We start from the raw sequence: 22,719 nt of genomic DNA, 5'->3' as shown, positions 1-22,719 counted from the left end.
GACTCAAGGAGAGACATGGCAATTGCGCTGCGACCCGAGGACTTCTACCACACCGGCGTCATCGTGCCCGACCTCGGCGCGGCCATGGCACGGCTGAGCGCGCTGGCCGGCTACCGGTGGATCAACCCGATGAGCTACACCTTGCCATTCCGCACGGCGAGCGGCGTCCGCGAATTGACCTCGACCATCGTCTACTCGTTGCAGAGTCCGCACCTCGAACTCGTGCAGGAGGTCCCCGGGAGCCCATGGACGGCCGCGCCGGGCAATGCGGTGCACCATCTCGGCTACTTCAGCGACAACCTGGCCGAGAGCGCGCGGGCGCTGGAGGCCAACGGCTTCACCCTGGAGATGACCGCGGATGTGCCCGGCTCCGAGCTCGGGCTATTCGCCTACTACACAGACGCTTCGGGCGCCCGCATCGAGATCGTGGACCGCGCGCTGTTTCCCGACTTCCCCACATTCCTGGAGTCGATGGCGGCCCCGCGGGAGGCATGACGTGTTGCTGACGGTGCTGCGCTTCAACTTCGCCTCCCCACACGGCGAACCGCGCACGCAGAGCGGGCTGTTGTCGGCCGCCCTCGAACTGGCGCAGTGGGGCGAGGCGCACGGAATCACCTCCATCAGCGTCGACGAGCATCACGCGACCGGACACGGCTGGAGCTGCAATCCCATCATGGCCGCGGCGATGTTCCTGGCCCGAACGACCACGCTGATCGCCAGCGTGGACTGTGCGCTCGGCCCGCTCTGGAACCCGGTCCGGCTCGCCGAGGACATCGCACTCGTCGACAACATCAGCCGGGGCCGGCTGCACACCACGGTCGGGCTCGGCTACCGCACGGTCGAATACGACGCCATGGGAGTCGATTTCGCGCGGCGGGGCGCGCTGATGGACAACCTGCTCGAGCGGATGCTGTCGGTGTGGTCCGGCGCCGACGCCGACGCGGGAATCTGCACCGGCACCTGGACCCGGCCGCACCCACCGCTGTACGTCGGCGGCGGCTCGCGCGCCACGGCGCGACGGGCGGCGCGCTTCCGGCTGCCGCTCAGCCTGGCCGACCACCTGCCCGACATCGCCGCCTACTACCGCGAGCTGTGTGCCGAGGCCGGCATGACGCCGGTCATCCTGATGCCGGGGCCGGTGAACCGCGGGATGATCTTCCTGCACGAGGACCCCGAGCGGGCGTGGGCCGAACTCGGCGACCACATCCTTTGGGAGGCGGTCACTTACGGCGGATGGTCGACCGATCAACGGTCCCTCATGCATCTGCCCGGCGTGCAGACGCTGGACGAGGTCAGAGCGTCCGGACGGTACCGCTTCCTGACCCCCGACGAGCTGATCGCGGAGGTGCGCGACGCCGACGACTACGGGCCGCTCGTGCAGCATCCGCTGGTCGGCGGCATGCCCGTCGACGAAGCGTGGAAGTCGGTCCAGTTGCTCACCGACAAGGTCCTGCCCGCGCTCAGCTGACGGCGCTAACTGCTAGGCGTCCCGGCGCTGCAGCCAGTCGGCCAGCGAACGGCCGGCGTCGAGGACATGCCGTTCGGCGATCGTGCGTGCCCGCTCGGCGTCTTTGTCGCCGAGCGCGTCGAGCAGCTCCCGGTGCTCGTCGAGCGAATGTTTCTCGTGCTCGGGGAACAGCGTGAGGAAGTTGCTCGGCACCACGCGCGCGGCCTGCTTGATCTGCGTGAGCAGTCGGGGCGAGTGCGCGGCGCGGTGGATCATCTGATGGAAGTGCCAGTTCGCCTCGCCGATGCTGTCGTCACCGGATCGGGCGACGACGTCCGCCGCGAGCTCGCGCAGCGCGTCGAGCTCGTCGGGCTCGATCCGCTCGGCGGCCCACGCCGCGGCCTGCCCGGTCAGCACCCCCAGAATGGTGAAGCTGTCCAGGACGTCGGCCGGGCTGATGCCCACCACCGTCACACCGCTGCGCGGCGCCACTTGCACCAGGCCCTCGAACGACAGCTCCAGCAGCGCCTCCCGCACCGGCGTCCGGCTGGTCGCGAATTCCTCGGTGATGGCATCCAGGTCGACCCGTGCGCCGGCCGGCAGCGCGCCGGTGAGTATGCGGTCCCGAAGTTCGCGGGCCGCGCGTTCGCGCACCGTGCCGGAGATGTCGATCGCGGCCATCCGGGAAGGATAGCAAATCGTGCATTTGGCGTTTGATATCTGAAATATCAGATGTTAGATTCCAGTCATGCGAACCGACAAGATGGCGCTCGTGGCGTTCATGCAGGCAGGGAGCACTTCGGTGTACGCCGGCTCGTGGCGGCACCCCGCAACGGAGCACCGGTATCTCGACGCCGCCTACTACGCCAAGATTGGTCGGCAGCTCGAGGAGGGCTGCTTCGACCTGATGTTCTTCGACGACCGACTCGCGATGCCGGGCGTCTACGGCGCCTCGGTGTCCGATGCGGTGGCCTTCGGCGCCCGCCCGGTCAAGCTGGACCTCGGCGTGGTGCTCGGGGTGCTGGCCGAGTCAACCTCGAAGATCGGGCTGGGCGCAACGTACTCGACCACCTACTACGCGCCGTTCCATGTCGCGAGAACGTTTGCGACGCTGGATCACCTCTCGGGCGGCCGGGCGGCCTGGAACGTGGTCACCTCGGTCAACGACAGCGAGGCGCAGAACTTCGGCGTCGACGCTCACCTCGGGCACGACGAACGTTACGACCGCGCCGACGAATTCATGGACGTGGTCACCGGGTTGTGGGACACCTGGGAGGATGACGCCGTGCTGCACGACCGGGCGGCCGGCCGCTACGCCGACCCCGGCAAGGTGCACGAGCTGGCGCATGTCGGCCAGTACTTCTCCGCCCGCGGACCGCTGACGGTGCCGCGCACGCCCCAGGGGCGGCCCGTGATCATCCAGGCCGGATCGTCGGGCCGCGGCCGCGAATTCGCCTCGCGGTGGGCCGAATTGATCTTCACCGGCGACCCCGGGATCGACGTCGCGCGCAGCCACTACGCGGATCAAAAGGACCGCATCGCCGACGCGGGCCGCGACCCCGCGGCCGTTCGCATCTGTCCGATGGCCTACGCCGTGGTGGGGGAGTCCGAGGCGCACGCCAAGGACCGCGAGGCCCTGTTCCTCAACGATCTGGTCCATCCGATGGCCTCGCTGACCTTGCTGTCGGAGCTGATGAACTACGACTTCGCGCAACACGATCTCGACGATGCGGTGACCGACGAACTCCTGGCCTCGGTGTCCGGCATTCGCGGCCTGGTGCAGAACCTGCGTGCTCACATCGGTGGGGACACTGTGACCCTACGCGACCTGGCCAACCACCGCGCCACCCTCCTGCAGGGGCCCCGCTTCGTCGGCACCGGTGAGCAGGTCGCCGACCAGATGGCGGAGTGGTTCCAAACCGGTGCCTGCGACGGATTCGTCCTGGCCGCAACGCATTTGCCCGGAGCCTTCGAAGACGTGGTGCGCATGGTCGTTCCGGAACTGCAACGTCGCGGCCTGTTCCGGACGCAGTACGAATCGTCGACGCTGCGGGGACACCTCGGGCTCGAACGCCCGTCGAACGCCCGGGTGCCCGCCGGTGCTTGACGGCCTACGGGTGCTCGACCTCGCCACCCTGGCCGCCGCCCCGCTGGTGGCGACCTATCTGGGTGAGTTCGGTGCCGACGTGATCAAGGTCGAAGAGCCGACGCGCGGCGACCCGATCCGGGGCTGGGGCAACCAGCGCGACGGCGTGGGACTGATGTGGAAGTCGATCTCGCGCAACAAGCGATCCATCACGCTGGACCTGCGCAGCGCGGAGGGGCAGGAGTTGGTGCGCAGGCTGGTGGAGCACGCCGACGTCGCCATCTTCAACACCCGGCCCCAGACGTTGCGCAAATGGGGCCTCGACTATGAGAGCCTGCGCGCGGTGAACGACCGGCTGGTGATGCTGCACATCACCGGCTACGGGCTGAGCGGACCCAAGAGCGAGCGACCGGGTTTCGGCACGCTGGGGGAGGCGATGAGCGGATTCGCGCACATCACCGGCCAGGCCGGCGGGCCGCCCACGCTGCCGCCCTTCATGCTGGCCGACGGCGTCGCGTCGCTGAACGCCGCCTACGCGGTCCTGATGGCGCTGTATCACCGCGACGTGCACGGCGGTCCCGGACAGCTGATAGACGTCAACCTGATCGACCCACTGGCCCGGCTGCTGGAACAGACCCTGCTGGGCTACGACCAGCTGGGGCTGGTGCCCGAACGGTCGGGAAACCGGTGGGACATCTCGGCGCCGCGCAACACCTATCGCACCGCGGACGGGCGGTGGCTGGCCATGTCCGGCAGTTCGCCTACGTTGGCGCTGCGGGTGTTCCGCGCCATCGGCCGCGACGACCTGTTGCACGACGCCGACTTCACCGACCCGCAGCGGCGCCTGGCACGGGCCCGCGAGGTCGACGAGGTGGTCGCCGATTGGGTTAGGACCAAAACACTTTCGGAGGCGATGGCGGTCTTCGACGCCCACGAGGTGGCCGCGGCCCCGGTTTATGACATCCGCGACCTGGTCGCCGACGAGCAACTCGCGCACCGGGAGGTGTTCGTTGCGGTCGAGGACCCACAGCTCGGGCCGATGACGGTGCAGGCCCCCGTCCCGCGTTTCTCTTCGGTCTCCGGCACGGTCGGGCACCTGGGGCCGCGCCTGGGCGAGCACAACGCCGAGGTGTACGGGGAGTTGCTCGGCATGACCGCGGCGGAGATCGATGACCTGCGCACGCGTGGCGTGCTGTGACGGAAGGAAATTCATGACACATCTTCTTCGCCGCTCCGAGCTGGCGGTGCCCGCGAGCAACGACAACATGTTCGACAAGGCGGCCGGCTGCGGCGCCGACCTGGTGTTCCTCGACCTCGAGGACGCGGTGCCCGCCGCGGTCAAGGAGGAATCGCGCGCCAAGGCGATCGGCGCGCTCAACGACCTCGACTGGGGGCGCACCGCGCGTGCGGTGCGGATCAACGGCCTGGACACCCGGTGGTGTCACGACGACCTGATCGAGGTGGTGACCAAGGCCGGTAAAAACCTGGACACCGTCATCATCCCGAAGGCCCGCCGGGCCCGTGACGTCTGGTGGGCCGACGTGCTGCTTACCCAACTTGAGTCAAAGCTGGTGCTGGACAAGCGGATTCGGCTCGAAGTGCTCATCGAGGAGGTCGAGGGGCTGGCCAACGCCGAAGAGATCGCCGTGGCCAGCCCCCGGCTGGACGCCCTCATCTTCGGAGTGGGTGACTTCTCCCTGTCGCAGGGCGCGCGGGTGGACACGAACTTCGTCCCGCTCGGCGAATACCCGGGCGATTTCTGGCATTACGCGCGCAACAAGGTGATCGTGGCCGCGCGGATCGCCGGCATCGACGCCATCGACGCGCCGTACCCCGATTACCGGGACCTGCCGGGGTACGAGCGCGACGCCCGGCGGGCCGCGCTGCTGGGCTACACCGGCAAATGGGCGATTCACCCCGACCAAGTCCCGGTCGCAAACCGGGTCTACGCGCCGACCGCCGACGAAATCGCCCGCGCCGAAACCAATCTCGCCGCTTATCGCGCGGCCGAGGCGCAGGGTCGCGGCGCGGTGGGGGTGAATGGCGTGCTGGTCGATGCCGCGCACGTGAAGATGGCGGAGGAGACGCTGGCCCGTGCCGCGCTGATCGACGGGGGCGCGCCCGCGGTCACGCCGTGAGCCCGCTCAGGTCTGGGCGCCCGCCGAGGCGCTGCACCGTGGCGCTGGCGGCGGCCGACGCGCGCCTGCCCGCCTGCGGTGGTGACGCGCCGTCCCGCAAGGCGGCGATGAGCGCGGCCACGAAGGCGTCGCCGGCGCCGGTCGGGTCCACCACGTCCACGTCGGCGAATTCGAACAGCTCGCTGCCGCCCTTCCAAACCAACAGATCGCCGACATCGGGGACCGCCAGGGCGACCAGGTCGGGACCGGAGGTCAGCAGGTTGTCGCCCTTGCCGCCGAGCAGCTCGTTGCGCTGCAGGATTGCGGTGGACTTGCCCGGCGTCGGCGGCCCGTCGGCACGCAGGACCAGGTCGCGCGCGATCTGGCCGACGACCACAACACTCATGGCTACAAGGTGCCCATTTTCGCCCGATGTCACGCGTTGGCGATCAGTGTTCGATCCACCGCCTGCGGGCGCCGCGCGAGCGCGCGTTCTGATCTAAGGTTCAATGGGGTCATGGCGGACCGCACGCCCCGGGTGGCGATCCTCGACGACTACGCCGGCGTGGCCCTGCGGCTGGCCGACTGGTCGCCGGTGCAAACACGTTCCCGCATTACCGTTTTCGATCGGCACCTCGCCGAGGAAGAGGCCGCCGACGCGCTGCGGCCCTTCGACGTGATCTGCACGCTGCGCGAGCGGATGGCACTGCCGCGGACGCTGCTGGAACGGCTGCCGAACCTGAAGCTGATCACCATCGTCGGCAGAAGACTGCCCAACCTGGACATGGCCGCGGCCACCGAGCGGGGGATCCTGGTCGCGCATACCGACTTCGCTCACCCGCGTTTTCGCTCCGTGCACGACGCCACCCCCGAATTCGCCTGGGGCTTGCTGATCGCCACGGTGCGCAACCTGGCCGAGGAACACCGACGGATGCGAGACGGCGCCTGGCAGACGACGACGGGCCTCACGCTGTCCGGTAAGACGCTCGGGCTGCTCGGCCTCGGCCGGGTGGGCAAGCGGATGGCCGAATACGCGCGGGTTTTCAACATGGAAGTCCTTGCGTGGAGCCAAAACCTCTCGGCGGACGCCGCCGCGGCGGCCGGTGCGCGCCGGGTCGAGAAGGCGGTGCTGTTCGCCGAGTCCGACGTCGTCTCCATTCACGTGGTGCTCTCGGAACGCACGCGAGGGCTGGTCGGCGAAACCGAGCTCGCCCTGATGAAGCCGCACGCCTACCTGATCAACACGTCGCGGGGCCCGATCGTCGACGAGGCCGCCATGATCACCGCGCTCGAAGCCGGACGCATCGCCGGCGCGGGGCTCGACGTCTACGATGTCGAACCGCTGGCGCCCGATCACCCTTTGCGGCTGCTGCCCAATGTGACCCTGTCTCCCCACCTTGGCTACGTCACCCGCGAAATGCTCGGCGCCTTCTACGCGGACACCGTGGAGGCGGTGACCGCCTGGCTGGACGGGGCCCCGGTGCGGATTTCCAACCCCGAGGCATCGCGGGGTTGATCAGCTGTGCTTCCGTTTCCAGTGCGGGCTCTTGACCGCTTCGAGGGCCTCGGTGACATACCGGTCCAGCGGCCACGGTCGGCCGGACTGGCGCACCCATTGCTGGAAGCCGAAATCGGCTGCCGCGAAGGCGAGTTGGACCAGCAGCCCGGGGCGGATGTCGACGTCGGGGTTCACGCCCATGCGCTCGCCGATCAGCTTGGCCGCCCGCTCTTTGTCGGCGGGCGTGTGCACGGTGACTTTACGGAGGAAATCGGGGGCCACCAGCAGCGCTTTCCGCCACTCGTCGGTGTCGGCCTGGTCGAACGATCGGGTGCGCGTGACGATGGCGTTGATCAGCGCGACGTCCGGCGCCTCGCTGGCGGGCCGCTGCTCGAGCAGGTTGACGATCGCGGCGCCGCCATGGCGAACGGGCCCGAGCAACAGCTCTTCCTTCGTCGGCACGTGCCGGAAGAAGGTGCGCGGCGAAACTCCTGCGGCGGCGGCAATCTCCTCCGTTGTCACGGCGTCGTATCCGCGTTCGACGAAGAGCCGGAACGCGGCGCGCCTGATGTCTGCCCGAATCTGTGCGCGCTGCCGATCGCGCAGCGACTCGCCTCTGGTCGGAGAGGTCACCGGAAGCAGCCGATCCCACCGTCGACGTGAATGGTCTGCCCGGTGATGAACGTCGCGTCGGTGCCGAGCAGGAACGCCACCAGCGCGCCCACATCGGTGCGGACATCGCCGATCCGTTTCATCGGCACCCGTCCCACGGCCTTCTCGTACTCCTTGGGCGCGAACGATTTCCAGAACTTGACGCCGTCCGACTCGGCGAACGGGCAGATGACGTTGACGCGGATGTTGTCGCGCCCCCACTCCAGCGCGGCGACCTTCGACAGGCCCCGGATCGCCTCCTTGGCGGCGGCGTAACCGCCCCACTTGGGTTCGCCGCCCGTGCCCGTCCCCGATCCGAGGTTGACGATCGACCCGCCGCCCGCCTCGACCATCACCGGGTGCACGGCTTGCATGAGCAGAAAGCTCGCCCGCGGGCCCACCTCGTGACCGAGCGCGAAATCCTCCGTCGTGATGTCGACGAACGCCTTGGGCTCGTTGGTGGCGATCGCGTTGTTGACCAGGCCGTGCACCGCACCGAAGGCGTCGACCGTGGCCGTCACGATGCGCCGGGCGCTGGCCGGGTCGCGCAGGTCGGCGGTCAGCTTCTCGACGCGTCCTATCGAGGACAGCTCGGCGGTCGTCGCCCCCAGCAACTCGTCCTGGATGTCGACCAGCAGCACCGCCGCACCGCGTTCCAGCAGCGCGGCGGCGACGCCCTTGCCCACGCCCTGGGCGGCGCCGGTGACGATCGCGACGTGGCCGCGCATCGAGGACGGGTGGCTGTAGGTCATGTCGCGGCGAGGCCGGCGGCCGGGCGCCCGGCGAACAAGGGGAGGTCGAGGTAGGTCTTGATGCCGGGCCCGGCGGCGCAGACGTCGGGGATGGCGTTGACGCAGTGGTTGGCCGTGGCCACCACGCCCGGATTCTTCACCAGCCCTTGGGCGATCGTCTCGGGCTGCAGACCCTTGAAGGTCAGGCTCACGGTGGGATCACCGGTGATCTCGACCTCGAAGCGCTCCCCGCGCCCACCGAAATTCCAGGCCGGCTCCAGGTTTTCCTCACCCATCAACCAGTTGACCGCCGCGGTGATGACCGGTTCGCCGCCCACGAGGGCCTGCCAGCGGAACCGCCGGGCGGCGACCTTGCCCGTCGTGATCGGGAACGGCGCATAGTCGATGTCGGCGGTCGCCACCGCGACGTCCTGGATGGTCCGGATGTTGGGGTCGATCCGAAAACCCATGTGGTCGGCGATCATTCGCACCGACTGCTTGAAGCCCGCGTCCAGCAGTCCGGCCATGGGCCCCTGCATGGCTTCCTCAGGGGTGCCGCCGAAGCCCATGATGTAGCGCACCACGTCCGGGGCGTTGTAGGTGCGGATGTCGGAGAACTCCTCCGCCCGGATGTGGGTCACGGCCGACGAAAGCGACGACAGCATCAGCGGGAATCGTTCCGTGATGCCCCCGGGGTGGATCCCCGAACCGTGCAGGGTCACCCCGCCTCGGACAGCGGCGTCGGCGACGGCCTGGTGCCGCGCGTTGCCGGGGTCGGGGTATACCCAGCCGACGGGGGTGACAACGTTCTTACCGGATCGCAGGATCGCGATGACCTCGTCATCGTTGGGCACCAGCGGGCTGTACACGACACAGTCGGCGTCCAGCGCCAGGATGTCGTCGATGCTGGAAGTGGCGGTGACACCGAGGTCCTGGATTCCGAGGATCCGACCGACGTCGACGCCGTTCTTCTCGGCGCTGTGCACCCAACAGCCGGCCAGCTCCAATTGGGGATGATTCAGGACGCACGCGATGGCCGCTTTGCCGACGCCCCCGGTCGCCCATTGGATGACGCGGAGCTTGGACGGACTGCTCATCTTGTGACCTCCGAATGTGATGCCTTTACACGCCGCCGACCGAAATGGCACAGTATGACCCGCTGACAGTGACTGTCAACATTGGCTTCGGGTAGGAAGGCCTGTCATGAGCGTCCTGGACGGCAAGGTCGCGGTCGTCACCGGAACCAGCCGCGGTGTGGGGGTCGGGATCGCCCACGAACTGCTGCGCGCGGGTGCCACCGTCGTCGGTTGTTCGCGTTCGCCGCTCGACGCCATGCCCGGTGTCGAACCCGAGTGGGCGGCGCGGGCCTCCCAGAAGGTCTGCGACCAAGGCGACTACCGCGCGATCGACTCCTTCGTTTCCGACGTCGTCGCCGAGCACGGCCGGATCGACATCCTGGTGAACAACGCCGGCGGCACCGTGCCGGCGCCGCATGCCGAAGGCATTCCCGAACTGGTGCAACGCATTCAGGGCGCGCCCGGCAGCGACGACGAGTATGAGCGCACGGCGCTGTTCCACGCGTTCGCCGTGCAGATGAACCTGATCAGCCCGCTGTGGTTCGCCATCCGCGCCTACCGGCAGATGCGCACCCAGGACGGCGTCGGCTGCATCATCAACATCTCCAGTGGGGCCGGGCATCCGGCGGGATCGCCGACGTTGGTTTCCTACGGCGCGGCCAAGAGCGGACTCAACCATCTCACCCGCTCGCTGGCCGAGGAGTGGGGGCCCAAGGTGCGGGTCAACTGCGTCGCGCTGGGACCGACGATGACCGAGAACTTCCGGTCGTTCGTGCTGCCCAAGGACGACCCAACCGGCGCAAAGTATTTCGCGGCCGTCCCGCTGCGGCGGGCGGGCGAGCCCGCGGAGGTGGGCAGGGTCTGCGTGTTCCTGGCCGGCGGGCAGGCCGACTTCGTCAACGGCACCACCATCGAATGTGACGGCGGCATGCTGCCCGGCGTGCTGTACGAAGCGGGCCTGAAGACAATCACCGATCTGCTGTAATCGTGACCATGAGTAGTTCCTTGGAGCCCACCGCCGAGCAGTTCGCAGCCCTGGCCGGGCGGCCCGCCGATGCGCCGGTGGTGATGGTCAACCTGTTGAAGTTCAAGGCATCGGGGGGCCTGGAGTCCTACCGGCGCTACGGCCAGGAGGTCGCTCCCCACCTGCAGCGCGTGCGCGCCACCGTGCGCTACGCGGGAACCGCGCCGGCCTTCGTGATCGGCGACGGCGAAAGGCCTTGGTGGGACGCCATTCTGATCGTCGAGTACCCGACACCACAGGCGTTCATCGACATGGTAAGCACGCCGGAGTATGCGAAGGTGCACGAACATCGCGCCGCCGGTTTGGAGCGCGGTGACCTGATCGCGACGTCGGTATGGTCACTGGTGGCCGACTGATCCCTAGAGCTTGTAGCCGATGGCGCGCAGCAGATCGTGGCGCTCGGCCACCTCGCGTTCGCCTTCCACCCCGACCGGAGTCTGCCCATCGATGACGCCGACGATGCCGCGCCCTCGTGGAGATACCGCAACGATGACATCAACCGGATTGGCTGTGGCGCAGTAGATCCCGCACACCTCGGGCACCGCCTTCACGGGGTTGAGGACATTGACGGGAAAACCCTCGCGCATGAAGATCACGAAGCTGTGTCCGGCCGCGATGGCCAGCGCGGCACGTGTCGCCATTTCGACCAGATCCGCGTCGTTGCCGCTGCGGCGCACCAACCGCGGCCCGGACGCCTCGCAGAAGGCCACTCCGAACCGCAGCGACGGGCTCACCCCGGCCAGGGCCTCGTGCAGGTCCTCGACCGTTTTGATGAAATGCGCCTGGCCGATGACCACGTTGACATCCTCTGGCTTGTCAACGGCCACCACGTCCCAGGTCAACTCTGTCGTCGTCACGAGCCCATGCTGCCACCGGTTGTGCCCGGCCGAAAGCTTCTCGTCGCCGGCCGGCGCAACCAGGGGACCAATGGCCGTCACGCAGGGTCGAAAGACCCGTTTTAACAACCGCCTGTAGTCGATAGCGTCTGTTTTTAACGGCACCTTTCGGTAGGGGAAAGAGCGGCCGTGCGATCCGCGACGGAGGAGTTGCCCCAGACCTCGCAGGCCGCCCGGTGGGGAGTTGGCCACCGGTCGCAGAGTCATTCCACCGCAACAACTTTGAATTAACCGAGCTGGCAAGGAGTGCAGCCATGACCGTTCTGATGACAGGGTTCCCCGGCTTTCTCGGTAGCGCGTTGCTGCCGGGCATCCTCAAACGCACCGGCGATTCGGCCATCTGTCTGGTGCAGCCGAAGTTCGGCAGACTGGCACAGCGACGCGTGCAGGAACTGAGCTCTGCGGAACCGTTCGTCGAGGGGCGGATCCGGCTGGTCGAAGGTGACATCACCCAACCCGGACTCGGCCTCGCAGCGGATGCCCTCGCGGATGTCAGCGAGGCGTGGCACCTGGCCGCCGCATATGACTTGGCGGTGCCGCGCGACGTGGCGTTTCGGGTCAACGTCAACGGCACCCGGAACGTCCTGGACGCGCTCGGGCGCTGCCCCTCCCTGACGCGCTTGCACTACTTCAGCACCTGCTATGTCAGCGGCCGCTACGCCGGCCCCTTCGGCGAGGACGACCTCGAAGTCGGCGCGCCGTTCAACAACCACTACGAAGAGACCAAGCACCTCGCCGAGGCGGACGTGCGCTGGCACATGTCCGCGGGCATGCCCGCGACGATCTATCGCCCCTCGATCGTCGTCGGCGACAGCCGCACCGGGGAGACACAGAAATACGACGGCCCCTACTTCGTCATGCAGTGGCTGCTGCGACAGCCCCGGCACGCGATCCTGCCGATGGTGGGTGACCCCACGACGACGCGCGTCAACGTCGTCCCGCGCGACTTCATCGTCGACGCCGTCGCATACTTGAGCGGCCTGCCCGCTTCCGAGGGGCGCACCTATCAGCTGGCGGACCCGCGCCCGCTCACGGTCGAGGAGATGACCGACACGCTGGCCCAGGCAACGGGTCGCGAACTCATCAGGGTCCCGCTGCCCCTGAAATTGACCAAAGCGTCGCTGGCACACGTTCCGGGGCTGCACCGCCTGATGCGGATCCCTCCCGAAGCGGTCGATTACTTCGCCCAGCCCACGTTCTACCTGACCGATCACTGTCGGGCCGACCTCGCCGGCAGTGGTATCGAGGCGCCCGCGTTCCGCAGCTATGTCGATCGGCTCGTGGACTACATGCGCAGCCATCCCGATATCAGCTCGGCGGCGATGTTCTAAGGAGCGCCTCGCCCCGGCGTGAGTCGCGGTCTAATGGGTGGATGGAACTGATGATGCCCACCGACGCGATATTCCTGCTGGGAGAGTCGCGGGAGCATCCCATGCACGTCGGCGGCTTGCAGTTGTTCGAGCTGCCGGAGGGCGCCGGCCGCGGCTTCGTCCGGGATCTCTACGACCGCTTGGTTGCGCAGCAAGACTTCCAGCCCACCTTCCGCAAGCACCCGGCGGCGTTCGTCGGCGGCATCGCAAACCTGGGTTGGGCCTACGACAAAGACATCGACATCGACTACCACGTCCGGCGCTCGGCGGTGCCGTCGCCCGGCCGAATCCGTGAATTGCTCGAGCTGACTTCGCGGTGGCACAGCAGCCTGCTGGATCGGCATCGTCCGCTGTGGGAGACGCACATCATCGAGGGCCTCAAGGATGGGCGGTTCGCCATCTACACCAAGGTCCACCACGCGCTGATCGACGGCGTCTCCGCGCAGAAGCTGATGCAACGCGCGTTGTCGACGGACCCCGGCGACCCCGACGTCCGCGCGCCCTGGAGCCTGCCCAAACCCAAGCGCAAGAGCAGCCCGGTGAGCCCGCTGAGTTCCGTGCTGCATGTGGCCGGATCCCTTGCGGCGCTTGCCCCGTCGACCCTTTCGCTGGCGCGTGCGGCGCTGCTCGAGCAGCAGCTGACGTTGCCCTTCGGGGCTCCGCGCACCATGCTGAACGTCAAGATCGGCGGCGCACGCCGCTGCGCCGCGCAGTCATGGTCGTTGGACCGCATCAAAAGCGTCAAGAACGCGGCCGGCGTGACCGTCAACGATGTCGTCCTGGCGATGTGTGCGGGTGCCCTGCGCTACTACCTGCTCGAGCAGAACGCGCTGCCGGACACACCGCTGATCGCGATGGTCCCGGTGAGCCTGCGCACCGAAGACGAGGCCGACACCGGGGGCAACCTCGTCGGCGCCATTCTGTGCAACCTCGCCACCGACAGCGACGATCCCGCTGAGCGGCTGCAGATCATCAGCGATTCGATGCGCAGCAACAAGAAGGTGTTTTCGCAGTTGCCCCGCTTCCAGGCACTGGCGCTGTCCGCGATGAACACGTCAGCGCTGGCTTTGGCGGCGGTTCCGGGCTGGGTGGCCTCCACGTCGCCGCCGTTCAACATCATCATTTCCAACGTGCCGGGGCCGACTCAGCCTATCTACTACGGGGGCGCCCGGCTCGACGGCAACTACCCGCTGTCCATCGCGCTGGACGGGCAGGCGCTCAACATCACCCTGTCCAACAACGCCGGGAACCTGGACTTCGGCCTGGTGGGATGCCGGCGCAGCGTGCCGCACCTGCAGCGGCTACTCGCGCACCTGGAGTCGTCGCTCAAGGACCTGGAACGTTCGGTCGGGTTCTGACCGGATGCCGAAGCTCAGTGCGGGCGTGCTGTTGTACCGGACCCGCGACGGCGCCGTCGAAGTCTTGATCGCACATCCGGGTGGGCCGTTCTGGGCGCGAAAGGACAACGGGGCCTGGTCGATTCCCAAGGGGGAGTACGCCGACGGCGAGGATCCCTGGGCCGCCGCGCAACGCGAGTTCGCCGAGGAGCTCGGGCTGTCGGTGCCGGCCGGACATCGGCTGGACCTCGGGCAGCTGAAACAGCCCGGTGGCAAGGTGGTCACCGCCTTCGCCGTCTGCGGCGACCTCGACGTTACCGACGCGCGCAGCAACACCTTCGAAATGGAGTGGCCGAAGGGGTCGGGCACGTTGCGGCAATTCCCGGAAGTCGATCGGGTGGGCTGGTTTTCGGTGGCGCAGGCGCGCGGCAAGCTACTCAAAGGCCAGCTTGGATTTCTGGACCGGCTGATGACGCATCCGGACTTGGCGGGTTTGGACGAAGGGGCTTGACGTGCGGCGACGTCGGTGCGCCGCGCCGCTGTGCACAATGTCTTCATGACGTCCGCGCCTGCCGAGCAGGCCGAATCCCAAGGGCTGCTGCTGCAGCTGCTGGACCCGGCCAACCGGCCCGACCCGTATCGACTCTGTGCGCGGTTTCGTGACGGCGGAGCGCTGCGACTGCCCGAAGCCAACCTGGCCGTCTTCTCGAGCTACCGAGATTGCGACGAGGTGTTGCGGCACCCGTCGTCAAGCAGCGACAACGTCAACTCGACGGTCGCCAAGCGGCAGGCCGAGGCCGGTAGGGCGCCACGCAGGCAGGGCCCGCCGGGCTTCTTGTTTCTCGATCCGCCCGACCACACCCGGCTGCGCAGGCTGGTCAGTAAGGCGTTCGCGCCGAAGGTGGTCAGCGCACTGGAGCCCGACATTCGGTCGCTGGTCGACCGAATGCTCGGTCGGATCGCCGAAAAGGGTCACTTCGACGTTGTCGAGGATTTCGCGTATCCGTTGCCGGTAGCGGTGATCTGCCGGCTGCTCGGCGTGCCGCTCGACGACGAGCCGCGGTTCAGCCGCGCGTCTGCGTTGCTGGCTCAGGCGCTGGACCCGTTTTCGACAATCACCGGCGTGCCGCCGGACGTCGCGAGCGAGCGGCAACGGGCCGCGGCGTGGCTGCGCCAATACTTCCACGGTCTGATCGAGCGCCGCCGATCGCGACCTGGCGACGACCTGCTGTCGGGACTGATCGCGGTGGAGGAGTCCGGAGATCAACTGACCGAGGACGAAATTGTCTCGACCTGCAATCTGCTCTTGATCGCGGGACACGAGACCACGGTGAATCTGATCGGGAATGCCGTGTTGGCGATGCTGCGCAATCCCGGGCGGTGGACCGCTCTGGCCACCGACGCCGGCCGGGCACCGGCGATCGTGGAAGAGACCCTGCGTTACGACCCGCCTGTGCAACTCGTCGGCCGAATTGCTCTCGCCAACATGATGATTGGCGGCACCGAGGTGCCCGCGGGCGATGTCATGATGTTGCTGATCGCCGCCGCCCACCGTGACCCTGCGGAGTTCGACCGACCCGATACCTTCGATCCGGATCGTCCGGCGTTGCGGCACTTGGGATTTGGCCGCGGAGCCCACTACTGTCTGGGGGCGCCCCTGGCCCGGTTGGAAGCCGGCGTGGCCCTGTCGGCGATAACGGCGCGCTTCCCGAACGCGCGGCTGGCCGGCGCGCCGCAATACAAGGCCAACGTCACGTTGCGCGGACTGTCGCGCCTCTCCGTCGCGGTCTAGATCAGCCGCGCTCCCACGGCGCGCTCTCGCCCATCTTCTTGTAGTACTTGGCCAGGTGGCTTTTGACCCGCTCGACGTCCGCCTTCGGCAGGTCGATGCCCCCGCGCGCACCGTCCATGATGGCGCCGGCCGCCATCACTCCCCGCGGCACCGCCTTGAGGTCCCCACCGACGACGTCGGCGATCAACAGCTTGTACGCCGTGAAGTTGTCCCTCTTGCCGTTGTCGTACCAGACGTGGGCGTCGCGGTACTTCTGGTTCGGCGCGTCCTCGGCCCCGGCCCACTTGCGGACCCGCTTTTCGGCGGCGTCACCGTCCCATTTGCGGTCTCGATCGGTCAACGCAAGGTCTTGAAACGCTGTCACTGACATGTAGGTTCGCGTGCCCGGCCATGGCGGTCGTTAAACGTGCCGATTTCCGGTGATCGACCGGCCAAGTAAGCGGTAGCGTCGTTGATGCTGGCGGTGCCGTCGACTGTGTTCGCCACCTCAGGTGCTCGGCGACGCACCGGCGGCGATCTGGACGGGAGACCACCATGAAGCGCTGCATCGTCGGAGGGCTGGCTGCCGCGCTGACGGCCGGCGGGCTGATCGCCTTGGCTCCGCCGGCCGGCGCCGGGTGCCAGTACGGGGGAGCCTTTCTCAGCAAGTGCGACGGACCCGTCCAGCCTGACGGCACGTGGCAACGTTGCGTGGGATTTACTCACCTGATCTGGAACGGCGCCAGTTCCTACCTAGTGCCCGATAAGCGCTGCGACGTGATGGGTCCTGACCAGTACCCCGGGGATCCCGCCTTCGCCGACCCGCCGACGCACATCGACGGCTGAGCCGAGACAGCCTCGAGCCGTGGTGTTCACTCCTAGCCCGATCCCAGGCCGGGCACGATGTCACCGAGGCTGAAGGTTACCGGCTGCTCGAGTTGTTCGTATGTGCACGAGCGTGGTTCGCGGTCTGGGCGCCACCGGTTGAACTGCGCGGTGTGACGGAAACGCCGCCCTTCCATGTGGTCGTAGCGGACCTCGACCACGCGCTCCGGCCGCAGCGGCACGAACGAAAGATCCTTTCCGGCGTTCCAGCGCGAGAATTCGTTCTTGCGCGGCGTTCGTTCGCCCGCCTCGTGGGCGGCCCAGCTCCACGGGTGGCCTTCGAAATCGGTGACGAGCGGCTGCAGTTCGGCGAACAGGCGCCGCCGTTCGGCCATCGGGAAGGCGCCGATCACGCCGACGGACGCGAGTTGGCCGTCCTGTTGGTAGAGCCCGAGCAGCAGCGAGCCGATCGCGTCACCGCCGGACTTGTGCACGCGATAGCCGGCGACCACGCAGTCGGCGGTCCGCTCGTGCTTGATCTTGAACATGACGCGCTTGTCGGGCTGATAGGTGACGGTCAGTGGCTTGGCGATGACACCGTCGAGGCCGGCCCCCTCGAATTCGTCGAACCAGCGGTGCGCGATATCGATGTCGGTGGTGGCCGGCGTGACATGGATCGACGGGCCGGATCCCGCCAGCGCGTCGACGAGGGCGGCGCGCCGCTCGCTGAACGGTCGCCCCGTGTAGTCGTCGTCGCCCACGGCAAGCAAGTCGAACGCGATGAAGGACGCCGGCGTCGCCTCGGCCAGCATCCGCACCCGCGAATCCGCCGGATGGATGCGTTGTTGTAGCGCCTCGAAATCCAGGCCGTGGTCGGTGGCGATGACGATCTCCCCGTCTATCACGCAGCGCTCGGGCAGCTCCGCCCGCACCGCGGCCACCAACTCGGGGAAATACCGCGTCATGGGCCGCTCGTTGCGACTGCCCAGCTCGACTTCGTCCCCGTCACGGAAACAGATGGACCTGAAGCCGTCCCATTTCGGCTCGTATGACGCGCCCGGCGGAATCGACCGCACCGGTTTGGCCAGCATCGGCGACACCGGGGGCATCACAGGTAGGTCCATAGCCTAATTGTGCTGGAATCGTGTGTATGGCCGCTGCAGAAGAGCTCGACGTAGACGGTATTGCGGTGCGCCTGACCAGCCCGGACAAGGTCTATTTCCCCAAGCTGGGCGCCAACGGCACCAAGCGTCGGCTAGTCGAGTACTACCGCGCCGTGGCGGGCGGTCCGATGCTCGACGCGCTGCGCGACCGGCCCACCCATCTGCAGCGCTTCCCGGACGGCATCGACGGCGAGGAGATCTACCAGAAGCGGATTCCGCGGCACCATCCCGACTATCTGCAGACCTGCCGGGTGACGTTCCCCTCGGGACGCACCGCGGACGCCCTGAAGGTGACGCACCCGTCGGCGATCGTGTGGGCGGCACAGATGGGCACCATCACGTTGCACCCGTGGCAGGTGCGCTGTCCGGACACCGACCATCCCGACGAGTTGCGCGTCGATCTGGATCCGCAGCCTGGGGTCGCTTTCGAGCAGGCGCGTACGGTCGCGGTCGACGTCTTGCGACCGTTGCTCGACGAGCTGGGCCTGGTGGGATACCCCAAAACCTCCGGCGGTCGCGGGATCCACGTGTTTCTCCGGATCGCCACCGATTGGGATTTCATCGAGGTGCGCCGCGCCGGCATCGCGCTGGCCCGCGAGGTAGAGCGACGCGCGCCGGAGGCGGTCACCACCGAATGGTGGAAGGAGAAGCGGGGCGCGCGGGTCTTTCTGGACTTCAATCAGAACGCCCGGGACCGCACCATGGCGTCGGCTTACTCGGTGCGGCGCACCCCGATCGCGACGGTATCGACGCCGCTGACATGGGATGAACTGGCCGACGCGGAACCCGACGACTACACCATTGCGACGGTTCCCGACCTGGTGAAGGGCCGCCGGGACCCCTGGGCCGCAATGGATGAGGTGGCGCAGTCGATCGCGCCATTGATCGAGATGGCCGAGGCCGACGAAGAGCGCGGCCTGGGCGACATGCCGTATCCGCCGAATTACCCGAAAATGCCGGGCGAACCGAAACGCGTTCAGCCCAGCCGGGATACGAACCTGAAGAAAGACCACAAGTAGGGGTGAGCTAGCTTTGGCCCGCGCGCCGGCGGGTTGTCGGGCTTTGATTCGCTCGTGTCACAGCGCCCAGGCAACTTTTCACCGTGGCCACGCGCTGATGCGGGCGATAAATGGCCGCAAAAGACCGCAGCCCGACCCCGTGAGTCGTTCGGAGCTACCGGGTTTCGGCACGGCTGCGCGCCGAGGTATCAAGCAAGCGCGCCAAAGGCAGCGTGGTTCTCTGTGTGTCACCCCCTCTATGTCATGGCGCGGCACATCTCAAGGCGATGCGCCAGCCATTTGAAAGCGCCTGAGCACCAGCCGCTTTCAAATAGTCACGCGGCGGGGATCAGTACGCTGACTGGCACCCGCAAGCGTGCCAGTCAGCGCATCCCGCCGACGTCGCGAAGGGCCAAGCCCTATGGCGAGCAGGTGATTCCGGTGGGCGAACCGGTGCACGAGATGGTTGGGAATGTGCAACCGGAGCTTGTCAACGCGGTGAATGCCAGGACCAGGCCGACAACAACCTTGCACTTCAAACGAGACATGAACCACTCCATCCGTTGAGGAGAAATGTTACGCCCGAGAATCGTTATACTACGTGAGCGCAATACGAAATCCCATGGGATTCAGGAAATGTGCGAAAAATTCCTGATCAGCTGATCGAAGTCGGGAACAATTCTTTGACTTTCTCCGGCGTGATTCTCTTTGTGCCACAACGGTTAAAGCGTTCTGTCACGCCGCCGGCCGCGCTGGGCTGACAGAGAAGCCACACGAAACGGCCCGGATGACGCGACGAACCAATTCGTCGCGGGCAGCGCCTCACTGCGAGCGTGCTAAACCGCTACTCGATGAAAGCTCCTGACGCGCATGCAGTTTCGCCGAAGCGCGGTGCGGGGGGTTGCTGCCCTAACTGGCACGCCCATGCCACGAAACTCGATAGGCCCAAAAGTGGGCCGTACCAAGTAGAGCGTGCCAGTAGCGCAACCCCTCGATGGGCTGTCGGGTAGCCCTATGGCGTGCAGGTCAGGTTAGGCCCGCAATCGATCGTTAGCGGTACTGTGCAACCAGAGGCTGTAGCAGCGGTAAAGGCCAGGATCAGGCCGACAGCAACTTTGTACTTCACACGAGACATAACCACTCCGTCCGATAGATGGAGATATGTTTCGCCCGAGGTGAGCCATGTTACGTGAGCGCACAGCGGGATGTCATGGGATTCACCAAAATTGAGGTGATTTACGTCAACTGATTGAAGGCCGGCGATCGTCGTCCGCGCGGAGCCGCTTCGTACGGGGATGCCCGGGTGATGGCCACGACTTTGCATTCATTTTCCAAAAGCTTCCGCACACGCCGATGGCGCGATAAAATGGAACGGCGCACGATCCGACCTACATTTCGAACAATGCAGGGCGATGTGAAACGTGTTCGGGGGAACCGTCATACGGGTTTGACCGGTACGAATCGGCCAACTGTTCGCGTCTCCCGATTTTGCTATGCCCATTTGAGATCCGGCGGCTGGATTCGGTAGGCCTGATAGTACGGCTGCACTGACCACGCCGGCAGATACGTTCGTGCTGATCCCGGCCTAGGCCCCGAACTATCAACGGCTTGAATGCATTCCATGTGAACGTGCGGTTGATGGGATCGCCGTTAGGTTGCTAAATCTGGTCAACCAGACCGGGAAAAGTAAGCTTTGATGCTATGCCGGTGGCTATTCGCGTGTGGTGCGCAACATTGACCGTTGCGCTGTCTACGGCCGCCGGTGTGACCGCCACCGCCGTGGCGGCTGCCGAGCCCAATGGCCCCGGCGAAAGGCTGATCGGCTGGGACACCTACCGCCGGTTGGACCTGTTGCCCTACCTGCGCACCGACACGCGATCCCTGCAGCTGTCCAGCTTCGATCGCAGCGGCGGTGATTTCGACCTCTCCACCGGGAACCGCAACGGCACCGGTGGATGCTTGGCGCCGGGGGGTGCCGGCTGCGTCGTCGCGGAGGATCGCGGTGCCGGCGAGGTGGATTCGATCTGGTTCACCCGGGACGGGGGAAAGGTGACCCGCATCGGAAACATCCGCGTCGAACTGGATGGACGCACCGTGTTGGACGCGCCCCTGCAATCGGTGGTCGATGGTGCGCTGGGTGCGCCATTCGAATGGCCGTTGGTGGCCAATGCGGCGCAGTCACCGGGCGGTGTTTACATCAAGGTCCCCATGCCCTACCGCCGCTCGATGCGCATCAGCGTCACATCCAATCTCGAGTACTACCACGTCGACTACCGCCAATTCCCGACGGCCGAGGGCGTGACCACCTTCTCGCCCTCAGACCCCGCGCTCGACGTACTCGCCACGCTGCGCGCCGCGGGCACCGCCGACCCAAAGCCGGCAAAATCCACGGCGGCGCACGACATCCGGGTTGTCAAGCTTCCCGCCGGCGCCGGGGCGACGATCGCGGAGTCAACCGGTCCGGGCAGCATTTCACAGCTACGACTGCAACTACCACCACCGGCGGACCAACTCCTGAGCGCCCTGCGGCTGCAGATGGAATTCGACGGCCGGACCACGGTCGACTCTCCGCTCGGGGAGTTCTTCGGTGCCGGCCTGGGCAGCAACACCGTGCGTGCGCTGATGTTCGCCACGACCCCGGAGCCCGGTGGGTCGTTGTCGTTGTCCGCCTGGTGGCCGATGCCGTTCGCGCACGAAGCTCGCATCACGCTCGTGAACGCCACCGACAACCCGGTTGAGGGAATCGACAGTGACGTGACCACCGCCCCCGACGCGCAATGGGCGCCCGCGCTGGCCGGCGGCCGTGCCGGCTATTTCACCGCTCGCTCGCACGCCGCGCCGACGATCTTCGGCCGGGACTGGCTGTTCGCCGACGAGCAGGGCCACGGCAAATTCGTCGGCGTCAGCCATACCATTCGCGGTTCCCGAATCAGGACCGCTTTCAGTGACGGCGCCCCTTACTTTCTCGAGGGAGCCGAGCGCGTGTACACGGACGGTGCCGACTCGCCGCAGTGGTATGGCACCGGCACCGAGGACCTCTACGAGGGCGGCTGGTATTTCAAGGACGGCACCCGCTTCACCGGCCCGCTCACCGGACAACCCGATCAGCGCACGGCCACCGGCGGCTGCGCAGACTATTGCGTCGCCGTCTATCGGCTCATGCTCGCCGATGCCATCGACTACCGCTCCGCGATCCGCTTCGGTATCGAGCACGGCAAGCGGAACATGGTCCAACCCGACTACAGCTCAACCGCTTTCCTCTACACGCAGCCCAACGACGTTCTCGCGCCCGGCGACGACGTCCGCCCCAGCGATCCGGACAGTCGCCTCCTGCACGGCTACGCCGACGCCGACGCCACGGATCAGCTGCTGGTCAGCCAATACGAAGGCAACGAGGACACCCGTCCGGTCATCGGGTCGGTCCGCGCCACCAGTGCCGCGATCACCTTCCATGTCGAAACCGACCCGGGCAACCGCGGCGTCCTGCTGCGCCGCACGTCGGACCAAGCGGACGGCTTCCAATCGGCGGGCGTCGCCGTCGACGGCGTTCCCGCCGGGACCTGGTTACAGCCGCGCGGCAACACTTTTCATCGCTGGCTCGATGACACGTACCTCTTGCCGCCATCGGTCACCGCGGGCAAAGCGCAGCTGGCAATCACCCTGACTCCTGCGCCCGACTCACCGCCCTGGACGGCGAGCCGCTACCAGATCGAAGCGGTGACCGGTTGA

24 protein-coding genes are annotated in these 22,719 nt (G+C 67.0%); 16 read left to right on the top strand and 8 right to left on the bottom strand.

What is annotated here, in order from left to right; genetic code table 11:
• The first annotated feature begins 15 nt into the window (after nt 1-15).
• Together KXD96_RS02185 and KXD96_RS02180 are read left to right on the top strand one after the other, a co-directional pair.
• Complete coding sequence (locus KXD96_RS02185) at nt 16-495, top strand: VOC family protein (RefSeq protein ID WP_260742653.1); 480 nt, start codon at nt 16-18, stop codon at nt 493-495.
• Nucleotide 496: 1 nt separating this feature from the next.
• The gene (locus tag KXD96_RS02180) at nt 497-1,468 is read left to right on the top strand and encodes an LLM class flavin-dependent oxidoreductase (RefSeq protein ID WP_260742652.1); all 972 of its coding nucleotides are present in this window, start codon (nt 497-499) and stop codon (nt 1,466-1,468) included.
• A 12-nt stretch (nt 1,469-1,480) separates the two neighbouring features.
• Here the strand turns inward: KXD96_RS02180 and KXD96_RS02175 are convergent, their stop codons facing one another.
• The gene (locus KXD96_RS02175; protein WP_260742651.1) at nt 1,481-2,128 is read right to left on the bottom strand and encodes a GntR family transcriptional regulator; all 648 of its coding nucleotides are present in this window, start codon (nt 2,126-2,128) and stop codon (nt 1,481-1,483) included.
• A 67-nt stretch (nt 2,129-2,195) separates the two neighbouring features.
• On the opposite strand from KXD96_RS02175, the gene KXD96_RS02170 reads away from it, so the two are divergent.
• From KXD96_RS02170 to KXD96_RS02160, 3 genes are read left to right on the top strand one after another with little or no spacing between them, the layout of a single operon-like run.
• Nucleotides 2,196-3,554, top strand: coding sequence for an LLM class flavin-dependent oxidoreductase (locus KXD96_RS02170; RefSeq protein ID WP_260742650.1), 1,359 nt, complete (start codon nt 2,196-2,198; stop codon nt 3,552-3,554).
• Nucleotides 3,547-4,731 carry a CaiB/BaiF CoA-transferase family protein gene (locus tag KXD96_RS02165; RefSeq protein ID WP_260742649.1) on the top strand — a complete coding sequence of 395 codons (1,185 nt, stop codon included), beginning with the start codon at nt 3,547-3,549 and terminating at the stop codon, nt 4,729-4,731. Before KXD96_RS02170 ends, KXD96_RS02165 begins: the two co-directional genes overlap by 8 nt.
• A gap of 13 nt (nt 4,732-4,744) precedes the next feature.
• Complete coding sequence (locus KXD96_RS02160) at nt 4,745-5,671, top strand: CoA ester lyase (RefSeq protein WP_260742648.1); 927 nt, start codon at nt 4,745-4,747, stop codon at nt 5,669-5,671.
• On the opposite strand, the gene KXD96_RS02155 is transcribed toward KXD96_RS02160, so the two are convergent.
• Nucleotides 5,661-6,056: a PfkB family carbohydrate kinase gene (locus tag KXD96_RS02155; protein WP_260742647.1), complete on the bottom strand. Its 396-nt coding sequence runs from the start codon at nt 6,054-6,056 to the stop codon at nt 5,661-5,663. The two genes, KXD96_RS02160 and KXD96_RS02155, sit on opposite strands and share 11 nt — an antisense overlap.
• Nucleotides 6,057-6,167: 111 nt before the next feature.
• Here KXD96_RS02155 and KXD96_RS02150 point away from each other — a divergent pair, with 111 nt between their 5' ends.
• Entirely contained in the window at nt 6,168-7,166 is a 999-nt protein-coding gene (locus KXD96_RS02150; RefSeq protein ID WP_260742646.1) for a D-2-hydroxyacid dehydrogenase family protein, read from the top strand.
• Here the strand turns inward: KXD96_RS02150 and KXD96_RS02145 are convergent, their stop codons facing one another.
• From KXD96_RS02145 to KXD96_RS02135, 3 genes are read right to left on the bottom strand one after another with little or no spacing between them, the layout of a single operon-like run.
• Nucleotides 7,167-7,781, bottom strand: coding sequence for a TetR/AcrR family transcriptional regulator (locus KXD96_RS02145; RefSeq protein WP_260742645.1), 615 nt, complete (start codon nt 7,779-7,781; stop codon nt 7,167-7,169).
• On the bottom strand, nt 7,778-8,551 hold the full coding sequence (locus tag KXD96_RS02140; RefSeq protein WP_260742644.1) for an SDR family NAD(P)-dependent oxidoreductase: 774 nt from the start codon (nt 8,549-8,551) through the stop codon (nt 7,778-7,780). Before KXD96_RS02140 ends, KXD96_RS02145 begins: the two co-directional genes overlap by 4 nt.
• Entirely contained in the window at nt 8,548-9,627 is a 1,080-nt protein-coding gene (locus KXD96_RS02135; RefSeq protein WP_260742643.1) for a dihydrodipicolinate reductase, read from the bottom strand. Before KXD96_RS02135 ends, KXD96_RS02140 begins: the two co-directional genes overlap by 4 nt.
• 106 nt (nt 9,628-9,733) lie before the next feature.
• Between KXD96_RS02135 and KXD96_RS02130 the strand changes: the two genes are divergently transcribed.
• Together KXD96_RS02130 and KXD96_RS02125 are read left to right on the top strand one after the other, a co-directional pair.
• On the top strand, nt 9,734-10,591 hold the full coding sequence (locus tag KXD96_RS02130) for an SDR family oxidoreductase (protein ID WP_260742642.1): 858 nt from the start codon (nt 9,734-9,736) through the stop codon (nt 10,589-10,591).
• Between the two features lie 8 nt (nt 10,592-10,599).
• Nucleotides 10,600-10,986 carry a DUF1330 domain-containing protein gene (locus KXD96_RS02125; protein WP_260742641.1) on the top strand — a complete coding sequence of 129 codons (387 nt, stop codon included), beginning with the start codon at nt 10,600-10,602 and terminating at the stop codon, nt 10,984-10,986.
• A gap of 3 nt (nt 10,987-10,989) precedes the next feature.
• Here KXD96_RS02125 and KXD96_RS02120 read toward each other — a convergent pair whose 3' ends face one another.
• Nucleotides 10,990-11,472 carry an adenosine-specific kinase gene (locus KXD96_RS02120; protein ID WP_260745169.1) on the bottom strand — a complete coding sequence of 161 codons (483 nt, stop codon included), beginning with the start codon at nt 11,470-11,472 and terminating at the stop codon, nt 10,990-10,992.
• Nucleotides 11,473-11,780: 308 nt separating this feature from the next.
• Here KXD96_RS02120 and KXD96_RS02115 point away from each other — a divergent pair, with 308 nt between their 5' ends.
• Genes KXD96_RS02115 through KXD96_RS02100 form a run of 4 tightly spaced genes read left to right on the top strand, consistent with a single transcriptional unit; the run spans nt 11,781 to nt 16,025 of the window.
• On the top strand, nt 11,781-12,857 hold the full coding sequence (locus KXD96_RS02115) for an SDR family oxidoreductase (RefSeq protein WP_260742640.1): 1,077 nt from the start codon (nt 11,781-11,783) through the stop codon (nt 12,855-12,857).
• A 41-nt stretch (nt 12,858-12,898) separates the two neighbouring features.
• The gene (locus KXD96_RS02110; RefSeq protein WP_260742639.1) at nt 12,899-14,254 is read left to right on the top strand and encodes a wax ester/triacylglycerol synthase family O-acyltransferase; all 1,356 of its coding nucleotides are present in this window, start codon (nt 12,899-12,901) and stop codon (nt 14,252-14,254) included.
• A gap of 4 nt (nt 14,255-14,258) precedes the next feature.
• Nucleotides 14,259-14,744, top strand: coding sequence for an NUDIX domain-containing protein (locus KXD96_RS02105; RefSeq protein WP_260742638.1), 486 nt, complete (start codon nt 14,259-14,261; stop codon nt 14,742-14,744).
• 45 nt (nt 14,745-14,789) lie between these two features.
• Complete coding sequence (locus KXD96_RS02100) at nt 14,790-16,025, top strand: cytochrome P450 (protein ID WP_260742637.1); 1,236 nt, start codon at nt 14,790-14,792, stop codon at nt 16,023-16,025.
• Between the two features lies 1 nt (nt 16,026).
• On the opposite strand, the gene KXD96_RS02095 is transcribed toward KXD96_RS02100, so the two are convergent.
• Nucleotides 16,027-16,395 (bottom strand): hypothetical protein, encoded by a 369-nt coding sequence (locus KXD96_RS02095; RefSeq protein ID WP_260742636.1) that lies wholly within the window; start codon nt 16,393-16,395, stop codon nt 16,027-16,029.
• A gap of 164 nt (nt 16,396-16,559) precedes the next feature.
• On the opposite strand from KXD96_RS02095, the gene KXD96_RS02090 reads away from it, so the two are divergent.
• A complete protein-coding gene (locus KXD96_RS02090; protein ID WP_260742635.1) occupies nt 16,560-16,850 on the top strand; it encodes a hypothetical protein in 291 nt (96 codons plus the stop codon).
• Nucleotides 16,851-16,882: 32 nt separating this feature from the next.
• Here the strand turns inward: KXD96_RS02090 and KXD96_RS02085 are convergent, their stop codons facing one another.
• Nucleotides 16,883-17,953 carry an ATP-dependent DNA ligase gene (locus tag KXD96_RS02085; protein ID WP_260742634.1) on the bottom strand — a complete coding sequence of 357 codons (1,071 nt, stop codon included), beginning with the start codon at nt 17,951-17,953 and terminating at the stop codon, nt 16,883-16,885.
• Between the two features lie 26 nt (nt 17,954-17,979).
• Between KXD96_RS02085 and ligD the strand changes: the two genes are divergently transcribed.
• The 3 genes from ligD to KXD96_RS02070 all read left to right on the top strand — a co-directional run bounded on the left by ligD (nt 17,980) and on the right by KXD96_RS02070 (nt 22,719).
• Entirely contained in the window at nt 17,980-19,011 is a 1,032-nt protein-coding gene (ligD, locus tag KXD96_RS02080) for a non-homologous end-joining DNA ligase (RefSeq protein WP_260742633.1), read from the top strand.
• Between the two features lie 243 nt (nt 19,012-19,254).
• Complete coding sequence (locus KXD96_RS02075) at nt 19,255-19,557, top strand: hypothetical protein (RefSeq protein WP_260742632.1); 303 nt, start codon at nt 19,255-19,257, stop codon at nt 19,555-19,557.
• Between the two features lie 1,134 nt (nt 19,558-20,691).
• Entirely contained in the window at nt 20,692-22,719 is a 2,028-nt protein-coding gene (locus KXD96_RS02070) for a glycoside hydrolase family 172 protein (protein WP_260742631.1), read from the top strand.

This window comes from Mycobacterium sp. SMC-2, from assembly GCF_025263485.1.
Lineage (GTDB): Bacteria > Actinomycetota > Actinomycetes > Mycobacteriales > Mycobacteriaceae > Mycobacterium.
The sequence above is the reverse complement of the archived record's forward strand: the minus strand, read 5'-3'. Positions and strand labels throughout refer to the sequence as shown.

What these genes read in the sequence shown, in the direction of transcription:
- KXD96_RS02185 (WP_260742653.1), top strand. Translation starts at nt 16, where the DNA reads ATGGCAATTGCGCTGCGACCCGAGGACTTCTACCACACCGGCGTCATC.
- KXD96_RS02175 (WP_260742651.1), bottom strand. Translation starts at nt 2,128, where the DNA reads ATGGCCGCGATCGACATCTCCGGCACGGTGCGCGAACGCGCGGCCCGC.
- KXD96_RS02170 (WP_260742650.1), top strand. Translation starts at nt 2,196, where the DNA reads ATGCGAACCGACAAGATGGCGCTCGTGGCGTTCATGCAGGCAGGGAGC.
- KXD96_RS02160 (WP_260742648.1), top strand. Translation starts at nt 4,745, where the DNA reads ATGACACATCTTCTTCGCCGCTCCGAGCTGGCGGTGCCCGCGAGCAAC.
- KXD96_RS02155 (WP_260742647.1), bottom strand. Translation starts at nt 6,056, where the DNA reads ATGAGTGTTGTGGTCGTCGGCCAGATCGCGCGCGACCTGGTCCTGCGT.
- KXD96_RS02150 (WP_260742646.1), top strand. Translation starts at nt 6,168, where the DNA reads ATGGCGGACCGCACGCCCCGGGTGGCGATCCTCGACGACTACGCCGGC.
- KXD96_RS02140 (WP_260742644.1), bottom strand. Translation starts at nt 8,551, where the DNA reads ATGACCTACAGCCACCCGTCCTCGATGCGCGGCCACGTCGCGATCGTC.
- KXD96_RS02135 (WP_260742643.1), bottom strand. Translation starts at nt 9,627, where the DNA reads ATGAGCAGTCCGTCCAAGCTCCGCGTCATCCAATGGGCGACCGGGGGC.
- KXD96_RS02130 (WP_260742642.1), top strand. Translation starts at nt 9,734, where the DNA reads ATGAGCGTCCTGGACGGCAAGGTCGCGGTCGTCACCGGAACCAGCCGC.
- KXD96_RS02125 (WP_260742641.1), top strand. Translation starts at nt 10,600, where the DNA reads ATGAGTAGTTCCTTGGAGCCCACCGCCGAGCAGTTCGCAGCCCTGGCC.
- KXD96_RS02115 (WP_260742640.1), top strand. Translation starts at nt 11,781, where the DNA reads ATGACCGTTCTGATGACAGGGTTCCCCGGCTTTCTCGGTAGCGCGTTG.
- KXD96_RS02110 (WP_260742639.1), top strand. Translation starts at nt 12,899, where the DNA reads ATGGAACTGATGATGCCCACCGACGCGATATTCCTGCTGGGAGAGTCG.
- KXD96_RS02105 (WP_260742638.1), top strand. Translation starts at nt 14,259, where the DNA reads ATGCCGAAGCTCAGTGCGGGCGTGCTGTTGTACCGGACCCGCGACGGC.
- KXD96_RS02100 (WP_260742637.1), top strand. Translation starts at nt 14,790, where the DNA reads ATGACGTCCGCGCCTGCCGAGCAGGCCGAATCCCAAGGGCTGCTGCTG.
- KXD96_RS02095 (WP_260742636.1), bottom strand. Translation starts at nt 16,395, where the DNA reads ATGTCAGTGACAGCGTTTCAAGACCTTGCGTTGACCGATCGAGACCGC.
- KXD96_RS02090 (WP_260742635.1), top strand. Translation starts at nt 16,560, where the DNA reads ATGAAGCGCTGCATCGTCGGAGGGCTGGCTGCCGCGCTGACGGCCGGC.
- KXD96_RS02085 (WP_260742634.1), bottom strand. Translation starts at nt 17,953, where the DNA reads ATGGACCTACCTGTGATGCCCCCGGTGTCGCCGATGCTGGCCAAACCG.
- ligD (WP_260742633.1), top strand. Translation starts at nt 17,980, where the DNA reads ATGGCCGCTGCAGAAGAGCTCGACGTAGACGGTATTGCGGTGCGCCTG.
- KXD96_RS02075 (WP_260742632.1), top strand. Translation starts at nt 19,255, where the DNA reads ATGGCGCGGCACATCTCAAGGCGATGCGCCAGCCATTTGAAAGCGCCT.
- KXD96_RS02070 (WP_260742631.1), top strand. Translation starts at nt 20,692, where the DNA reads ATGCCGGTGGCTATTCGCGTGTGGTGCGCAACATTGACCGTTGCGCTG.